This window comes from Zobellia uliginosa, from assembly GCF_900156625.1.
GTDB classification, from domain to species: domain Bacteria; phylum Bacteroidota; class Bacteroidia; order Flavobacteriales; family Flavobacteriaceae; genus Zobellia; species Zobellia uliginosa.
Map to the genome: position 1 here is coordinate 1 of NZ_FTOB01000006.1, position 13,310 is coordinate 13,310.

22 protein-coding genes are annotated in these 13,310 nt (G+C 37.0%); 20 read left to right on the top strand and 2 right to left on the bottom strand.

The genetic code is table 11. The annotated features are described in order from the left end of the window. Positions 1-460: 460 nt before the first annotated feature. The 6 genes from BW980_RS22620 to BW980_RS23025 all read left to right on the top strand — a co-directional run bounded on the left by BW980_RS22620 (position 461) and on the right by BW980_RS23025 (position 2,960). Positions 461-619 (top strand): hypothetical protein, encoded by a 159-nt coding sequence (locus BW980_RS22620; protein WP_175609910.1) that lies wholly within the window; start codon positions 461-463, stop codon positions 617-619. Between the two features lie 5 nt (positions 620-624). Further along, positions 625-1,032: a hypothetical protein gene (locus tag BW980_RS17635; protein WP_076456494.1), complete on the top strand. Its 408-nt coding sequence runs from the start codon at positions 625-627 to the stop codon at positions 1,030-1,032. A gap of 270 nt (positions 1,033-1,302) precedes the next feature. Next, complete coding sequence (locus tag BW980_RS23020; protein WP_394333504.1) at positions 1,303-1,503, top strand: HNH/ENDO VII family nuclease; 201 nt, start codon at positions 1,303-1,305, stop codon at positions 1,501-1,503. After that, entirely contained in the window at positions 1,500-1,967 is a 468-nt protein-coding gene (locus tag BW980_RS17645; protein ID WP_076456495.1) for an SMI1/KNR4 family protein, read from the top strand. Before BW980_RS23020 ends, BW980_RS17645 begins: the two co-directional genes overlap by 4 nt. Before the next feature lie 266 nt (positions 1,968-2,233). Beyond that, positions 2,234-2,512: an immunity protein Tsi6 family protein gene (locus BW980_RS17650; RefSeq protein WP_076456496.1), complete on the top strand. Its 279-nt coding sequence runs from the start codon at positions 2,234-2,236 to the stop codon at positions 2,510-2,512. 181 nt (positions 2,513-2,693) lie between these two features. Next, positions 2,694-2,960 (top strand): PAAR-like protein, encoded by a 267-nt coding sequence (locus BW980_RS23025; protein WP_394333505.1) that lies wholly within the window; start codon positions 2,694-2,696, stop codon positions 2,958-2,960. Here the strand turns inward: BW980_RS23025 and BW980_RS22625 are convergent. Further along, positions 2,860-3,087 (bottom strand): hypothetical protein, encoded by a 228-nt coding sequence (locus tag BW980_RS22625; RefSeq protein ID WP_175609908.1) that lies wholly within the window; start codon positions 3,085-3,087, stop codon positions 2,860-2,862. The genes BW980_RS23025 and BW980_RS22625 overlap by 101 nt on opposite strands. A gap of 4 nt (positions 3,088-3,091) precedes the next feature. On the opposite strand from BW980_RS22625, the gene BW980_RS17660 reads away from it, so the two are divergent. The 11 genes from BW980_RS17660 to BW980_RS17710 all read left to right on the top strand — a co-directional run bounded on the left by BW980_RS17660 (position 3,092) and on the right by BW980_RS17710 (position 10,559). Continuing rightward, positions 3,092-3,706: a hypothetical protein gene (locus BW980_RS17660; RefSeq protein ID WP_175609909.1), complete on the top strand. Its 615-nt coding sequence runs from the start codon at positions 3,092-3,094 to the stop codon at positions 3,704-3,706. 16 nt (positions 3,707-3,722) lie between these two features. Next, a complete protein-coding gene (locus BW980_RS17665; protein WP_076456499.1) occupies positions 3,723-4,445 on the top strand; it encodes a HEAT repeat domain-containing protein in 723 nt (240 codons plus the stop codon). Then, a complete protein-coding gene (locus BW980_RS17670) occupies positions 4,445-4,798 on the top strand; it encodes a hypothetical protein (protein WP_076456500.1) in 354 nt (117 codons plus the stop codon). Before BW980_RS17665 ends, BW980_RS17670 begins: the two co-directional genes overlap by 1 nt. 209 nt (positions 4,799-5,007) lie before the next feature. Further along, positions 5,008-5,520 carry a hypothetical protein gene (locus BW980_RS17675; protein ID WP_076456501.1) on the top strand — a complete coding sequence of 171 codons (513 nt, stop codon included), beginning with the start codon at positions 5,008-5,010 and terminating at the stop codon, positions 5,518-5,520. 1 nt (position 5,521) lies between these two features. Beyond that, entirely contained in the window at positions 5,522-6,049 is a 528-nt protein-coding gene (locus BW980_RS17680) for a hypothetical protein (RefSeq protein WP_076456502.1), read from the top strand. A 490-nt stretch (positions 6,050-6,539) separates the two neighbouring features. Further along, complete coding sequence (locus BW980_RS17685; RefSeq protein ID WP_139327726.1) at positions 6,540-6,935, top strand: DUF3592 domain-containing protein; 396 nt, start codon at positions 6,540-6,542, stop codon at positions 6,933-6,935. A gap of 422 nt (positions 6,936-7,357) precedes the next feature. Continuing rightward, positions 7,358-8,356, top strand: coding sequence for a hypothetical protein (locus BW980_RS17690; RefSeq protein WP_076456504.1), 999 nt, complete (start codon positions 7,358-7,360; stop codon positions 8,354-8,356). An 11-nt stretch (positions 8,357-8,367) separates the two neighbouring features. Beyond that, positions 8,368-8,928, top strand: coding sequence for a LemA family protein (locus BW980_RS17695; protein WP_076456505.1), 561 nt, complete (start codon positions 8,368-8,370; stop codon positions 8,926-8,928). Continuing rightward, positions 8,912-9,274: a hypothetical protein gene (locus BW980_RS17700; RefSeq protein WP_076456506.1), complete on the top strand. Its 363-nt coding sequence runs from the start codon at positions 8,912-8,914 to the stop codon at positions 9,272-9,274. Before BW980_RS17695 ends, BW980_RS17700 begins: the two co-directional genes overlap by 17 nt. 47 nt (positions 9,275-9,321) lie before the next feature. Further along, positions 9,322-10,110: a hypothetical protein gene (locus BW980_RS17705; protein WP_076456507.1), complete on the top strand. Its 789-nt coding sequence runs from the start codon at positions 9,322-9,324 to the stop codon at positions 10,108-10,110. Between the two features lie 179 nt (positions 10,111-10,289). After that, the gene (locus BW980_RS17710) at positions 10,290-10,559 is read left to right on the top strand and encodes a hypothetical protein (RefSeq protein ID WP_076456508.1); all 270 of its coding nucleotides are present in this window, start codon (positions 10,290-10,292) and stop codon (positions 10,557-10,559) included. Between the two features lie 148 nt (positions 10,560-10,707). On the opposite strand, the gene BW980_RS17715 is transcribed toward BW980_RS17710, so the two are convergent. Next, complete coding sequence (locus tag BW980_RS17715; protein WP_175609911.1) at positions 10,708-11,742, bottom strand: DUF4138 domain-containing protein; 1,035 nt, start codon at positions 11,740-11,742, stop codon at positions 10,708-10,710. A gap of 418 nt (positions 11,743-12,160) precedes the next feature. On the opposite strand from BW980_RS17715, the gene BW980_RS17725 reads away from it, so the two are divergent. From BW980_RS17725 to BW980_RS17730, 3 genes are all read left to right on the top strand, one after another. Then, positions 12,161-12,346: a VOC family protein gene (locus BW980_RS17725; protein WP_076456511.1), complete on the top strand. Its 186-nt coding sequence runs from the start codon at positions 12,161-12,163 to the stop codon at positions 12,344-12,346. Next, positions 12,343-12,516 (top strand): hypothetical protein, encoded by a 174-nt coding sequence (locus BW980_RS22630; protein WP_175609912.1) that lies wholly within the window; start codon positions 12,343-12,345, stop codon positions 12,514-12,516. Before BW980_RS17725 ends, BW980_RS22630 begins: the two co-directional genes overlap by 4 nt. Before the next feature lie 169 nt (positions 12,517-12,685). Continuing rightward, positions 12,686-13,279: a Crp/Fnr family transcriptional regulator gene (locus BW980_RS17730; RefSeq protein ID WP_076456512.1), complete on the top strand. Its 594-nt coding sequence runs from the start codon at positions 12,686-12,688 to the stop codon at positions 13,277-13,279. Positions 13,280-13,310: the final 31 nt, after the last annotated feature.

The following is a 13,310-nucleotide window of genomic DNA, read 5'->3' on the forward strand; positions in this document are numbered from 1 at the left end:
AAAATACCGCCCGTAAAATATGCGGAACTTAATTCTTTTGGGGCTAGCCCCAAAAGAATTAAAAACAATAACTTTAATGAAGTTTTAGAAAACTAGGCAGTTCTAATTAGGGGAAGCTTACATTTATGAAACTCCAAATCTGACTTCTAAGGAAATTATATTACCAAGTCAGTACACATTCAAAAAGTACTTCTATTCAAAAAATTATAATATTGAATGGACTTTTCATGAACATGAACCTGTAGAATACTATAAGTTAGATTTTCCTGAAACTTTAGAGACAGGGGATAAAGGATTAATAAATTTTAGAAAATTTGACGTTTCATTACCCACAAAAATTGTATGTGAAGATTTTCCAAAAAATAAAGGCAATGGCAATCAAAAATATACCGGAACTATTTGCAGCTCATTTTATCAAATGGTAGACGAATCTTTTCATTTACAAGATAGAGATGATTTGATGAAATCAGATAGAACTTATTTCTTAGACAACAACGATATTCGGCTTAACAATAATTTCAGAAAAGAAATATACGACCAAATAGGTGAAGATATGAACCAAAGCTACTACGAAATGGCTTTAAAACATGGTTATGACCTCGGTCGCTTTTACCAATAAAAACTATGCAACATCCAAAAAGACTATTAAATGATGTCCTCTGGAATTTTAAAGACAAGGCCTATTCCTCTCTTTCAGAATTCCTCATTGCCCTTCTGACGTATAACGAAGACATCTTCGGAGAGGATTTTGAGTTTGACAAGGACAAAAAAGTACTGGGGAGTCCACAAGTCGTTGTTCAATATTCATATTGGAGCGAAGAAAAGGAAGATGATATAGAACCTGATTTTTTACTTACAGCAGACAATGGCGAATTTTTCCTCCAAGGCGAACTACTTTTCAAAGTGCATAACCAAGTTCAGGAAAAGTTACAAGATCAAGACAATTCTTTTTTTGAGGGACTTTTACTTTGGGAAGGAGAAAACCCAAATAATCCGGATGTCCCACTTTATTTTGTAGTGCAGGGAAGTTAATGTTTTGTCATTCTTTTCTGAAACTCATGCCCCTCCACTAGCACTCGTTCGTAACGAGTGCCATACAGCGTAAGAAACAAACCAGAATTAAAAAAAAGCTATCTAAAAATCTTAGATAGCTTTTGTATTTTTAAGCAATGAGCAGAGAATGGTAATGCAAGAAACCTAACCAATATAAGCCTTGGCTTTATAATTGATATTCAGGTTTTCAGTAGGAAGGAACTGTGACGGCACTCGTAAAATACGAGCGCTAGCGGGAGGGGGTAACAAATAAATTTACATCATTTAATCGGTAAAGAGCCTAGCTCGATGGTTGAGCTTACTACATCATTTCATAAAACCCATCACAAACCACTACATAGTATTATAGAGGATGGCGCAAGCTTTAGAAATAATCAGAAACTTGAATATCAGTATAATAAATACAGAAAAAAATATTGGATAGAAAAATTAAAAGATTTTATTAGATGAAAGACTATAAAGAACTAATCGATAAAATAGAACAATCTGGAGAAGAACTTTTTTGGCAAGGTGGTGCTGATAATGATCAAATTAAAATTCTTGAAGAAAAACTTAAAGTTAAACTCCCTATTTCCTTTAAAAATTTCTTAAATGAATATGGCGGCGGCGGCGTAATCGATGACGAAATTTCAGGTATTGAAAGTAATAATGCCGAATTAAAAACTGGTGGAACAATATTAAGGGACACTTTAGAATGCCGTGAAAATTTTGATTTACCTAACCATTTAGTCGTAGTTTTTTATAAATACCAAGAGCTTGCATGGTGTATAGATTGCTCTTCGAGAAATAATGAAAACGAATGTCCCATAGTTTCTTACGATCTGTTTAGACGAAAAGTTACAAATGTTATAGCTGACAATTTCGAGCTTTTTTTCAAGCAATATCTTGAATTACGGGCTGGAATTGATTTATAAAAACAAGTCTGAATAAAAAAGTTAGACAGCGCTCGTTTGCAACGAGTGTCGTACGGAGTAAGAAACAACAAACTAAGCTATCTAAACATTTAGATAGCTTTTGTATTTTTAATACCATGAGATTATAGTAACTCAAGAAATTTTGTAAATGTCCCAATGTTGTTAAAATGGACGATATCGGTTTCTTAGAATAAGAAACAACAGGTGGAGGAACACAATACTTTACGGATAATATTGATGTTTTATTCCCAAATAAAAACAGTAAAATGAATAAACTAAAAGCAATAGAAACTGTTGAGAAAACGATTCAAATGTCGGAAGAGCTTTTTAGCCCCAATTCTGATTGGGAACCCATCGTATCTACCCGAATTCAGTTAAAATACATTCTAGAAGCATTGAAAAACGCAGGAGAACGTACAAGACTAACTGATTTGACAATAGGTGTTTTTGCTGTAAGAGAATTCGAATCTAACTATGAAAAATTTGCAAACTTAATTTATGAAGTAGTAGAAATAACAACCTTAATGAAGAAAAATAGATTGTAAAATTTAATTTTATGATAATTTCAATGTCCAAATACTATGGAAGCTAAAAAGTACGTATCGCAAGGCACCTATCTGGCCTGTGATAAAGGTACCGTTCCGGTAGAGTTCACCATTACCAACAATCAATAACAACACCTTCTTGTTTGACGATCCTGTAGCCAACACGGGAGATATGATTCCTATGGTAAACGTACAACCCATGGGAGTTTGCACGGCAACCAGCAGCGCCTGCGTACCCGCCCCGATCATGTGGGACGGTTTTGAAGATCGCATCTTCGTAGGCCTCTTCACCCCTTTGTTGGAAGACTCGCTATTGCCCTGTACCTTAGGTGGTACCGTTAAGATTTTTATTCCCCGGCAGCTGCCACGGCCGCCTGTGCCGAAGAGGAATCCAATTTTTGGGACACCTTGGGCAAAGCGGTGTTGGTCGTCGCCGCGGTCGCCTTGATCGTGGTTACCGGAGGTGCGGCCATTGCCGCCATTGGGGCCGTAGCAGCAGCTTCAGGAGCATTGGCTACGGGTATAGCTGTAACGGTGGCCGCTTTGGAGGTCGCCGGTTGTTTATTAACCGTCAAAGCATTGTACGATTACTCCCAAGACGGAGATGAAGAAGCTTTATTTAAAGAAGTTGCCCTAGGTTTCTTATTTTTGGGAGCAGGAAAAGTTATAGGCCATTATGCCGACGATATTGTTAAACTTTTTACTAAGGGTGGCGATGAAGTATTGGAAGCTGGAACTAAGGGTGCTGACGACGTTGTTGAACAACTTGACGAAATTGCTGATCCACCAGGTACTTTTAGAGATAAAAATGGAAAATTAAGAAATAAAGATGGCACTTTTGCAAAAGATCCCAAGGCGAAAGGGAAAAATCCGAACGCTTATAAAAGGAGTTCTGCAGAACGGAGGAAAACGTTATTACGGGATGCAAAAGACCCCAAGAGTGGTTTATCGGACAGAGCAAGAAAACATATTTTAGATTCTGACGGTAAAAGTGTTCCAAAGGGTTATGAGGTTTCGCATGAAACGCCGCTCTACACCGCAAAGACAAATGCAGGCAAAAAAAGTCTTGACAAATCTGGAAACATGAAAACCCAGAGAAAATCAACACATCGCAAAAGACATAAAGTTTGTGGAGACCAATATCATGAATTCGGTCCAGCGAATAAACCAAGACCCGATAAAATTATTGATTAATTAAATTGAGGAATAAATGATTTCGATAGAAGAACTTAAACATGAATACAATACCTATAAAAATGAGGGAACTTTGATGGATAATGTTTTTGAATTGAAGGAGCACCTTTTATCTAGCGATTCAAAGGAGTTTTTGGAATTCCACTACTCTATTTTAGATGATAACTCCATACCTGAAGGCCCCAAAAACATGATTATTTCATTCTTCTATTCAGATGTTGTAAACAAAAGGGACAAAACGGTTGTGTCGGATTTTTTATATGAAAAATATAAAACAGAATCAGATTTAGAAAAGAAGGCTAGGCTAATACAAATATTAGGGCATTTGAGAAGTCCTCTGGTCAAAGAAATTGTCGAAAAGGAAATCAAATCACCAATCCGAGATATTCGTTACCGATGTTTAATCGTTATGGGCTGGGTTGGGACCTCAGTGGAGGATTTGAATATCTTAAACGAAAGGATGTTAAATGACGAGGATGGCCAACTGAGAGGTTATGCGGCCACGGCCATGCGTCAGATATGGTACAATAAGAAATCGGTTAAAAACAGAGTGACGAGATATATCAAAGAAGCTATTGTTAACGAAAGTAATACAGAAGCTTTGACAGGTATGATTATTACTATTCAAGACCTTCATAAAAAGAAGTTAGGTGTTAAAGAGTCAAACTACGGAGATATATCTGGTGATGTTCAGAAAGCAAAGCTTAAAACCATTAAAATGCTTGAAAAATTAAAGTGATGAAAATATTCTTATACGATGCAGAATCGGATTATGAACTTCAAGATGAAGAGTTAAATCTAGAGCAAGCTATTACTGAATTTTACGAGTTATCTGATATCAAAGGATCCTTTTTCGGCATCAAAAACGTTCCCAAAACCATTCAATTCACTTGGGAAGAGGAAGACAAATGGTTAGTAGACGTTCTATACGATATGAAAAACTTCATTTGTCTTCAAAAATATGCGAGTTACGATGAGTGTGTTGAAATTATCAAATCTCTTTTTGATGGTCAAGCTTCCGATAAAATCGAAGGCTTTGTAAAAGTGAACATTATGGAAAGTGATTTAGACGAAACTTTAGCTAATCTGTAATGAATCACATTACCCCCCCCGCTAGCGCTCGTTTGTAACGAGTGCCGTCCAGAGCAAGAAACAAACTAGACTTAAATAAAAGCTATCTAAAAATCTTAGATAGCTTTTGTGTTTTTAGCTGAACGTAAAAAATAGTAGCCAAAAACACTGTTCTCTAATTAAACTGATGGCTTTTCTCAATATAAACTCAATAGGCCGAAAACGCCGTAATGGCGCAGCAATTGATGGACAAGGCCACCAACATGAGCGCCGAGGAATGGGGCGACTTTACCGGACAAGTAGCCTTTGAAATACTTATGGAAATAGGAACGGCTGAAAGTGCTGCGGCTTTGACTGCAGCAAAGGTAGCAGATAGAACCGTTGACGCCGCTAGAGTGCTCGACAAATTAGACGACCTTGGCGATGCCGCAAAAGCTGCCGATAAGTTGGAGGATATTTCTGATGGGACTAAATTACCGAAGGTACCTGAGGAACTTGGGCCTGTTTTAAATAAAGTTGATGACATGTCTCCTGGTAGTCCAGGTCATAAGGCCTGGATTCAGGGAGGAATAGACAGAGGAGCAGCTTTTAAACTAACAAGTCCTAGAATTGCGGATAATTTATGGGATGCTAAACGTGGTGCCCCTACTGTGTTTGCTGATGAATTAGCACAGTTGAAAAAAGCTGGATATATTGAAAAAGATGGACATATGGTCCCTAAGAATAATATCAAATGCGGTTAAGATGATAGAGTGTAATAATTTGATTGAAGAAATGCTAAATACGGAAAGAATACTAGTAAAATCAAAGAAGGAAAAATATTCCAATTCAATTGATATAAACGATGATGATTGGCTTGATATTGCTAAAAAACAAAAAAATGCTTTTTATAATGAAAATAGAAATATTATAGAATTGATTAGTAAAAAACTAATTGAAAACTTTCCAAAATATGATGCAATACAGAGAAATAAAATAATAAATACATTCTCTAATCTAGAAAATTTAAAATCTCTTGTTTCTTCTACTAATTTAAATGATAAAAGTTCGATAGATTGGTTTCATGAAAAGATTCTATTTTTCATTTTAAACGACTTGGGCGATGATACAAGAGACGCTTTGCTTGAAATCGATGAATTAAAAAAATTATCAAGAAAAAATAATATCGATTTGAAAAATATAATTAAAAAATATTTAGCTTTTGCAAATGACAAAAATAAACATGGAATGGGTTCTGTGAAAAGCATCTTTAACGATATAATATCAGGCTAATAATATTGCTAAAATCCCCCCGGCTAGCACTCGTTCGTAACGAGTGCCGTACAGCATAAGAAACAACAAACTAAGCTATCTAAACATTTAGATAGCTTTTGTATTTCTAAAAAAAATGGGCCTATTGCAGTGCAAAAAACATTGCCGATAAAAAACTATTTTTAAAATGGATGCCCCAAGTGCAATCGTCACACTCTCCCCTATGGCGAGTAAACAACAAGAACTGATAAAAGCAAAGAACCACTACAATATGAATTGTAGTGGTTTTTTATTGCAGAACGTTATACAGTTTCACGAACCCAAAAAATGTTCAATTTCCATGTAGAAAAACGACAAAACTTAAAAATTGAATATAATAATTACAGAAAAGTATGTAAACTTGTTATCGGTAATTCCTATAAATTTTCGTTTAGGTATCAAAGATCTATCGAATAAAGGGGAGCTGTTATAAAACGAAGCCATCTTGAACATAATTCAATTAAAATTACATATGAAATCAATCTTGCTTAGTGTATTATTTCTAGTATCGCCCTTTCTTCTTATGGCTCAGGAAGCCACTGAAAACTGGGTCGAAACAGAGGCTACCATTCTTGAAGTTCACAATAAAGTCAAGGCGAAAAGCACTAGGGCTTTTGCCATGGTATCTTTTACCGCCAATGATGGCAATCAATATGAAACCCAAGTGGAACTGCTGGCCATTCCGATATTCGGCACTACTAAGGCCGTCAACGATAAGATTACCATCTTGTACAACCCCGAGACACCGCAATTGGCCAAAACGCCATCAAAATCTTTTATCGAGTCTTATGCCATGTACTTATTGATCGGTGCGGGAATTATATTCAGCTTTTTCAACCTCAAAAAAGCATGGACAAAGCGCCAATAATATGCTTAAAAGCCATAAAGGGCACTAAGTCCAAGAATTCGAAGATATCGATACCCTCCCCAAAATTCAGCTCCTTTTAAATTTTAGGTTGCGGTGAAGAAATCAATCGCTTTGATTCCTGCGACATATAATATAATCGTGAATCGAGTAAGCCTTCACATTAGATCAATTATTACAAAATGGCATAAACTCCGAAATATCTAGGCATTGTAGATTTCATATGTAACTTCTTTGCCCTCTTTTATAACTTGCTTCATCTTATATCATATAAGTGCACCCATTATTAAAATATCATTTTCGACAAATAGTCGCTTTTCTAATAATTTATATAATCAACATATCGTTACTACAATAGAAAATAAAACAAGTCCGTGCTGGAAACCTTCAGATTAGATATCGTAGATACCCCGATAATCATTTTTATGGTATTATTTTCAAGTGCTTTCGGTATCTTCTATTTCTTGGTATTAAACAGTATTTATAAAATCACCGTTAAACCGGGCTGGCCTTTATTCGCCGTTTCCCCTGCCGTGGTCTTGATTACGGCTTTTTTCGACCCTGGTTACGTTCTCTTCGCTTGCTTGGTCAATTTCCCCCTTCTTGTACTCCTTATGATCTGCGGAGGGATATATAATTCAATTCGTAAAAAGGAATCAATCATAGGTATTTTGCTTTTTTTATTGGGAATGCCCCTAATAATGCTCACATGGCCTTGGGGTATTTTTCTGTTGTTTGCGGTTCCTCTTTTCTTGGATATCGTCAAACCTAGCAAGAAGAATGTTTTTTACGATTTACAAGGCACCCTCGCCACCTCCAAGATACGTTCAATGGCCATGGGGCTGGTAGAAATTTCCGAAAAGACCAGAATGATCGACCCCGTAATATCCAGAATAAAAAAAGAACCCTGCATCGGATATGTGTATAAAATCGACACGATCAGCAAGGACAAGGATGGCAAAAAAAGCTATACCAACATCTCCATGGAGACCCAATGCAATACCTTTGAAATAACCGATGATACGGGTACGGCAACCGTTAAGGGAGAAGATATAAGTATATTGAATTTTCCCGAATCGGAACACAGTTATGAATCCAATAGCAAACGTTATCAGCTATTTTTATTAAAAGAAGGCATGGATGTACTCTTGGTCGGTAAGGCTACCAACAGGGGACAGCAAGTATTCATAGAAAAAGAACCTTCGAAAAACATCTTTGCAATCGCCCCTTTTGATTATGTTCAACGTTGGAACGTCTTACGACCGCTACGTAATTCGCTGATAAGACATTTTATATTTTTAATCGCGATAATCAGTATTATACTACTTTGCGATATAGATATAGAGGGAGAAAAGGTAATCGTAAGGTTTTCTTCTCTTTTTAAAGCCTTTGACCTAAACCCATTTTTACCATTTGAATTGTAATACATACATATATGAACCACATAATCTTAATCATAGTACTGGCCCTGATCTTGGTTTACATCGTTTCCAGCGGTGTCAAGATCTACAATCGTCTTGTGATGTTGAACCAAAACATTGACAAGAACTTCGCCAATATCGACGTCCTTTTAAAACAACGTGCAGATGAAATACCCGAGCTCGTAAAAATCGTCAAAAAATACATGGAGTACGAGGAAGGCCTGCTCACCAAAGTGACCGAATTGAGGACCCGATATTTGAACGCTACCAATAACGACAACAAGGTAAAGGCGGCCAATGAGCTGAACAAGGCCTTTGCCCATATCTTGGCGGTTTCTGAGAACTATCCCGATGTAAAGGCCAATGCCTCCTTCCTCTCCCTACAGCAAAGGATATCGGAACTCGAAAACCACTTGGCCGACCGGAGGGAACTTTACAACGATAGTGTCAACCTGTACAATATTGGCATCAAGGAATTCCCCGCCCTGTTGTTGGCCAAACCCATGGGATACGGTAAAAAAGAACTATTGCAGATTTCAGAAAAAGAAAAACAGTACGATGGAGTTCAGTTTTGAGTATGTTGATTTTCTAAAAGGGATCAACAACAATATTGATGTTATTCAATCCTTGGCGTATATCGGTATTTTGGTATTGTATATACCCTACAGGTTCTTGATTAGCCTCTTCAAACAAGCACCTGATGGCAAAATGAATATCTTGGGCCTACTCTATTTCATTGCTACATGGTTCCTCGGTGCTATCATCATTGGTATTATGCAGTACAATGACCAAGCAACGCTGAAATTGTTTTTAGTTTGGGCCGCTATAGCCTTCGTCAACCTCATATTTGTTTTGACCAATCATTCCCTCTTGTACAAGATTTATCAAACTAAAGTAAAAGAAATAAGTAATGAGGAATGAGTCGCTTTTTAGGCTCATAAAACCTCCGACACCCCAAAATATATTCTATGTCCCTTTATGCATCTCTCTTCATTTTCAGCAGTCTTTTCGGCTTGGTATTGGGCTGGGGCATCATAAGCCGACGCAAAACAAAGAACAAAGGGGAAAAGTCAGGCTGTTCCGCAATCTATATCCTTATCCTGACCGTAATTATTTCAAACCTTGCCATTCCGTTTACACTCATTATACCCTACACTTTCTCCCCCCTTTTTACAGGAAATAGAATGGAGGTACCCATTGTTTTTGAAGAAATGCATTACGATACCGTTAAGGACAGCGATGGCAATGAACGAGAAGTCGCAATGTTTACGCCCATTGTAGAAATTGAATTGGAAAACGGACAAAAACTGGAGCGCAAACTCGACTATAGCTCTGGGGATAGAACCAAAATAGGAAGCAATATTACCATCTTCTACGATACCGAGAACGACAAAATACTTACCCTCGGAATAATTTCCGTTGGAACAAAACTCGTGGCCTGGCTTACTTGTGTCTGGCTATTGGCACTGCTGTGGGCCGGGTACAACTACGCCATAGGAAAACCTACTGCCAGGCCCAGGAATATTTTGGGCATTCTGGGACTCAAGCTTATAATACCCTTGATGATGCTAGGCTTTACTTTAGGACTCTTAAGTTATTTGTACAAGAGATGGATCCTTTTAGAAAACCCCGACAATCACCCCGATTGGCTTCCCTTTCTGGTGCTGTTCTTTGTCGGCGGAATGCTCATTGGTATTTGGGCTTATTCTTCAGCCATTTTCGGATCTAAAGATCAAAGCGCCGTAAAAAAAACGTAAACATTCGTTCGTATCCGCCCCGCCAGCAGAAGAGACATCGCATTTTTCAATTATAGTTTCCCTTACAAAAATCTAGAAGAGACCATAGAACACAAATACTTATTTTTCTATTTGGCAATGCACTAAACAATCAACCTCACCGTTACTTGTAAGAAATAATCTATAAATAAAACGTTAACATGAAAATCGTAACAGTAAAAGGTTTCGTCTTACTATTATTGGTCATTCTAGGAATTTCCTGCCAAGAAACCAAAGGATGGTCCGAAGATGATAAAAACGGATTTCTAAAAGGTTGCATTGGTGCAAACAATGCCAAAGTTTCCGAAGAAAAAGCAACTGAATTATGCTCTTGTGTTCTTGACAAAATGATGGAAAACTATCCCACCATGATCGAATCACAAAAAATGGGTGTTGAAGATATTAAAGCACTAGCAGAGACTTGCAAATAAAAGAACACCCAATACCCTAATAGTCCTCTTCCGACCGGCCACTCTTTTGTTACGGGTGGCTTTACCGGATGGGACCAAAAATAAACCAAGCTAGCGGGTAAACTAAAACAACAAACTTTGCCATACAAAATATACTGTAGCTTACGGCCTATCTGCCCCGCTTGATTTGCTGTGAGGTCAACCCTAACATTACAGAGCGTTCCCTGCCCCCATCCTCTTCTAGCAATACATAAATATTTTGGCCTTTGCCCATAACAAAGTTTTTGCAAACAAATACAAGATGATTGTTACTGTGCGCGGGAATGGATTCTTGCAGATTGTATATAAACAAATCCTTTATTTGTATTTCGCGGTTCCCTTCCAAGGATTTGATAAAGAATCTCAACGACTTTACCTTATAATCGCTCCAAGAATCATTTTTTACCTCTAATACAAAGTGCAGGTCGTTATGGTCTTTTATTATATTGTTTAGCTGTAGCCCGATTAAATTTACCGTATTCGAGATTTTTTTGAACTTGGTTTTTTGCAAATAACTATTTTCACAAAAAATCCGATAATAGCCCTCCCTATCCGATTCGTAAAGACTGCTTTCCATTGTTTCAGGGGTTTCCCCGCTGGCTAGGTCATTCGGTCTTAAATCAGCTTCTATCTTTTTGCCCGTATCGTTATTTTCATTCGAAGATGGCTCTTCAAAGGTATCGACGTCGGTCTGCCCAATAGCTTCCTCCTCAATAGTTTTCTCCTCAACAGTTTTCTCCGCAACAGATTGCCTTTCGACAGTTTCTTCGTCATGACCGGCTAGACTCCCATTTGTATTACTTACCTCAGCAACACTAGATCTGTTCAATTTCCCAATGGCTTGATCCTCTGTCAGCACATAGGTGAAGCTATTGACCTCGTTATCATATTGAAGTAAAAACGAATAAATATATCCATTCTTGGTAATTACGGTGAGGTTACTGGTCGCCCCCTTTCTGGCTACGAGGGCAGCTATTTTTCCATTGGGCTCATACTCGAACTTATAGTGAGAAGCAGGTTTTACGACCTTTTTGATTTCTGAGGGAAAAAATAACGTAATCGTTATGCTTTCATTTACCGATACAGGTATGGGTAAATTACTTGCTTTCACTGCCACTGTAGTATATGCAATGAACAAAATGAAAAACATCCATTTCAATTTCATAAACAAGTAGGTTTTTAAGGTAATTTGGGATAATCTACCTTGCCATTTAAACATATAGCCCTACAAAGGTATCACCTATGGTCTCGTTTACACAATTTTTTCGTTATACTGAACAAAATAATTGTTTTACCGTTCGCAATGTTTGTAATGTTACCCATTATTTCGCCCCGTTCACTTCGTAGAAACCATTGTGGAGAGAATCCCATTTCATTCTGACCCCACCGACCTGAAAACAGCATAGTAGCGAAAAAAATTGATTGGTAAGGCCATCTTTATAAAAGTGAAGAAATGGAGCGACTCTAAGGGACAGGTAGTAAACTTGGAATAGATTACCACCATCCTTGCCATTTAGAAACCTGCCCATTAAAAATATTGGGGCAAAGTGCCCCTGACCATCACAGCGAGTACATCGAAATGAATGAAAATTTATCAAAAAGAATTGAAAGGTACTGGAACTCCTTCCACATCTTTTACGGTAGACAATGTTAATAAAGAGTATAAAAGGCTAAGCGAATTAGGCGTAAAATTCAGAATAAAACCCAAAGAAATGGCGCCTTTTTTAAATACTTGTGGTAATCGTATTCAATTAGTACAAATGCTATGATGAAGAAAAAAGAATATGCCAACGGTCAGAAAATCTATGAGCAAAAAAGAGATATTTTGACTTATTTTTTTAGAGAAGGAAAAACAAAAGCACAAGGGCTATCTATTAATAAAGAAATGGAAGGTGAATGGAAATTTTATAGAGAATCAGGACAATTATGGCAAGTATGAAACTTTAAAAAGGGGACGAAAAATGGTCGTTGGATTCGTTATGACAAGCAAGGTAACATAGAATGCGATGAGACTTTTGAAAACAAAAAGATCAAAAAATAAGCATAAACCCTACATTCTTAGAACTTAGCAGATTCTATTTTATTATTTTTAAACAAAATGTAAAAGAATGAAAATCTCCTTTTTTGAAAGCATATACAATCACCCTAATATTAAAAAAGAGGATTATAAAAGCATTATTAATGCCCATACGGAAGTTGAGTTTTCAAAAAACGAAACCATACTTAAAGAAGGTAAAGTTAGTAACGCCTATTATTTAATAAAAAAAGGAATGTTTCGTTCATTTGTTATTGATTATAATGGTAATGAAATTACGACCGATTTTTTTGGCCCTAATGACATCCTCATTGAAGTAGCTTCTTTATTTCTTCGCACACCTTCAAAAGAAACCATTCAGGCATTAACGGACTGTGAAATTTATAAAATCGAGTTTAATGATTTTCAAAGGTTATATGGGACTATTGGAGGTTTTACTGAATGGGGTCGTAACTGGATGTCCCACCAACTTTTTATGGCAAAACACCGTGCCGTTAATATGCACGTACAAAGTGCCACACAACGCTATTTAAACCTGGTGAAAGATAAGCCACAAATTATTAAAGAGGTCGCCTTAAAACACATTGCTACTTATTTAGGGGTTACCGACACTTCTTTAAGCAGGATAAGAAAAGAAGTATTATCTCAAACAGAGAACTTGCCATAGGACAAGTTTTTTTAGCTTTCCTTTTTTCATT

Bases quoted from the DNA above. Each gene is read 5' to 3' on its own strand.
- BW980_RS22620 (WP_175609910.1), top strand. From the start codon at position 461: ATGAAATCAGATAGAACTTATTTCTTAGACAACAACGATATTCGGCTT.
- BW980_RS17635 (WP_076456494.1), top strand. From the start codon at position 625: ATGCAACATCCAAAAAGACTATTAAATGATGTCCTCTGGAATTTTAAA.
- BW980_RS17645 (WP_076456495.1), top strand. From the start codon at position 1,500: ATGAAAGACTATAAAGAACTAATCGATAAAATAGAACAATCTGGAGAA.
- BW980_RS17650 (WP_076456496.1), top strand. From the start codon at position 2,234: ATGAATAAACTAAAAGCAATAGAAACTGTTGAGAAAACGATTCAAATG.
- BW980_RS23025 (WP_394333505.1), top strand. From the start codon at position 2,694: ATGGTAAACGTACAACCCATGGGAGTTTGCACGGCAACCAGCAGCGCC.
- BW980_RS17665 (WP_076456499.1), top strand. From the start codon at position 3,723: ATGATTTCGATAGAAGAACTTAAACATGAATACAATACCTATAAAAAT.
- BW980_RS17670 (WP_076456500.1), top strand. From the start codon at position 4,445: ATGAAAATATTCTTATACGATGCAGAATCGGATTATGAACTTCAAGAT.
- BW980_RS17675 (WP_076456501.1), top strand. From the start codon at position 5,008: ATGGCGCAGCAATTGATGGACAAGGCCACCAACATGAGCGCCGAGGAA.
- BW980_RS17680 (WP_076456502.1), top strand. From the start codon at position 5,522: ATGATAGAGTGTAATAATTTGATTGAAGAAATGCTAAATACGGAAAGA.
- BW980_RS17685 (WP_139327726.1), top strand. From the start codon at position 6,540: ATGAAATCAATCTTGCTTAGTGTATTATTTCTAGTATCGCCCTTTCTT.
- BW980_RS17690 (WP_076456504.1), top strand. From the start codon at position 7,358: ATGGTATTATTTTCAAGTGCTTTCGGTATCTTCTATTTCTTGGTATTA.
- BW980_RS17695 (WP_076456505.1), top strand. From the start codon at position 8,368: ATGAACCACATAATCTTAATCATAGTACTGGCCCTGATCTTGGTTTAC.
- BW980_RS17700 (WP_076456506.1), top strand. From the start codon at position 8,912: ATGGAGTTCAGTTTTGAGTATGTTGATTTTCTAAAAGGGATCAACAAC.
- BW980_RS17705 (WP_076456507.1), top strand. From the start codon at position 9,322: ATGTCCCTTTATGCATCTCTCTTCATTTTCAGCAGTCTTTTCGGCTTG.
- BW980_RS17710 (WP_076456508.1), top strand. From the start codon at position 10,290: ATGAAAATCGTAACAGTAAAAGGTTTCGTCTTACTATTATTGGTCATT.
- BW980_RS17715 (WP_175609911.1), bottom strand. From the start codon at position 11,742: ATGAAATTGAAATGGATGTTTTTCATTTTGTTCATTGCATATACTACA.
- BW980_RS17725 (WP_076456511.1), top strand. From the start codon at position 12,161: ATGAAAATTTATCAAAAAGAATTGAAAGGTACTGGAACTCCTTCCACA.
- BW980_RS22630 (WP_175609912.1), top strand. From the start codon at position 12,343: ATGATGAAGAAAAAAGAATATGCCAACGGTCAGAAAATCTATGAGCAA.
- BW980_RS17730 (WP_076456512.1), top strand. From the start codon at position 12,686: ATGAAAATCTCCTTTTTTGAAAGCATATACAATCACCCTAATATTAAA.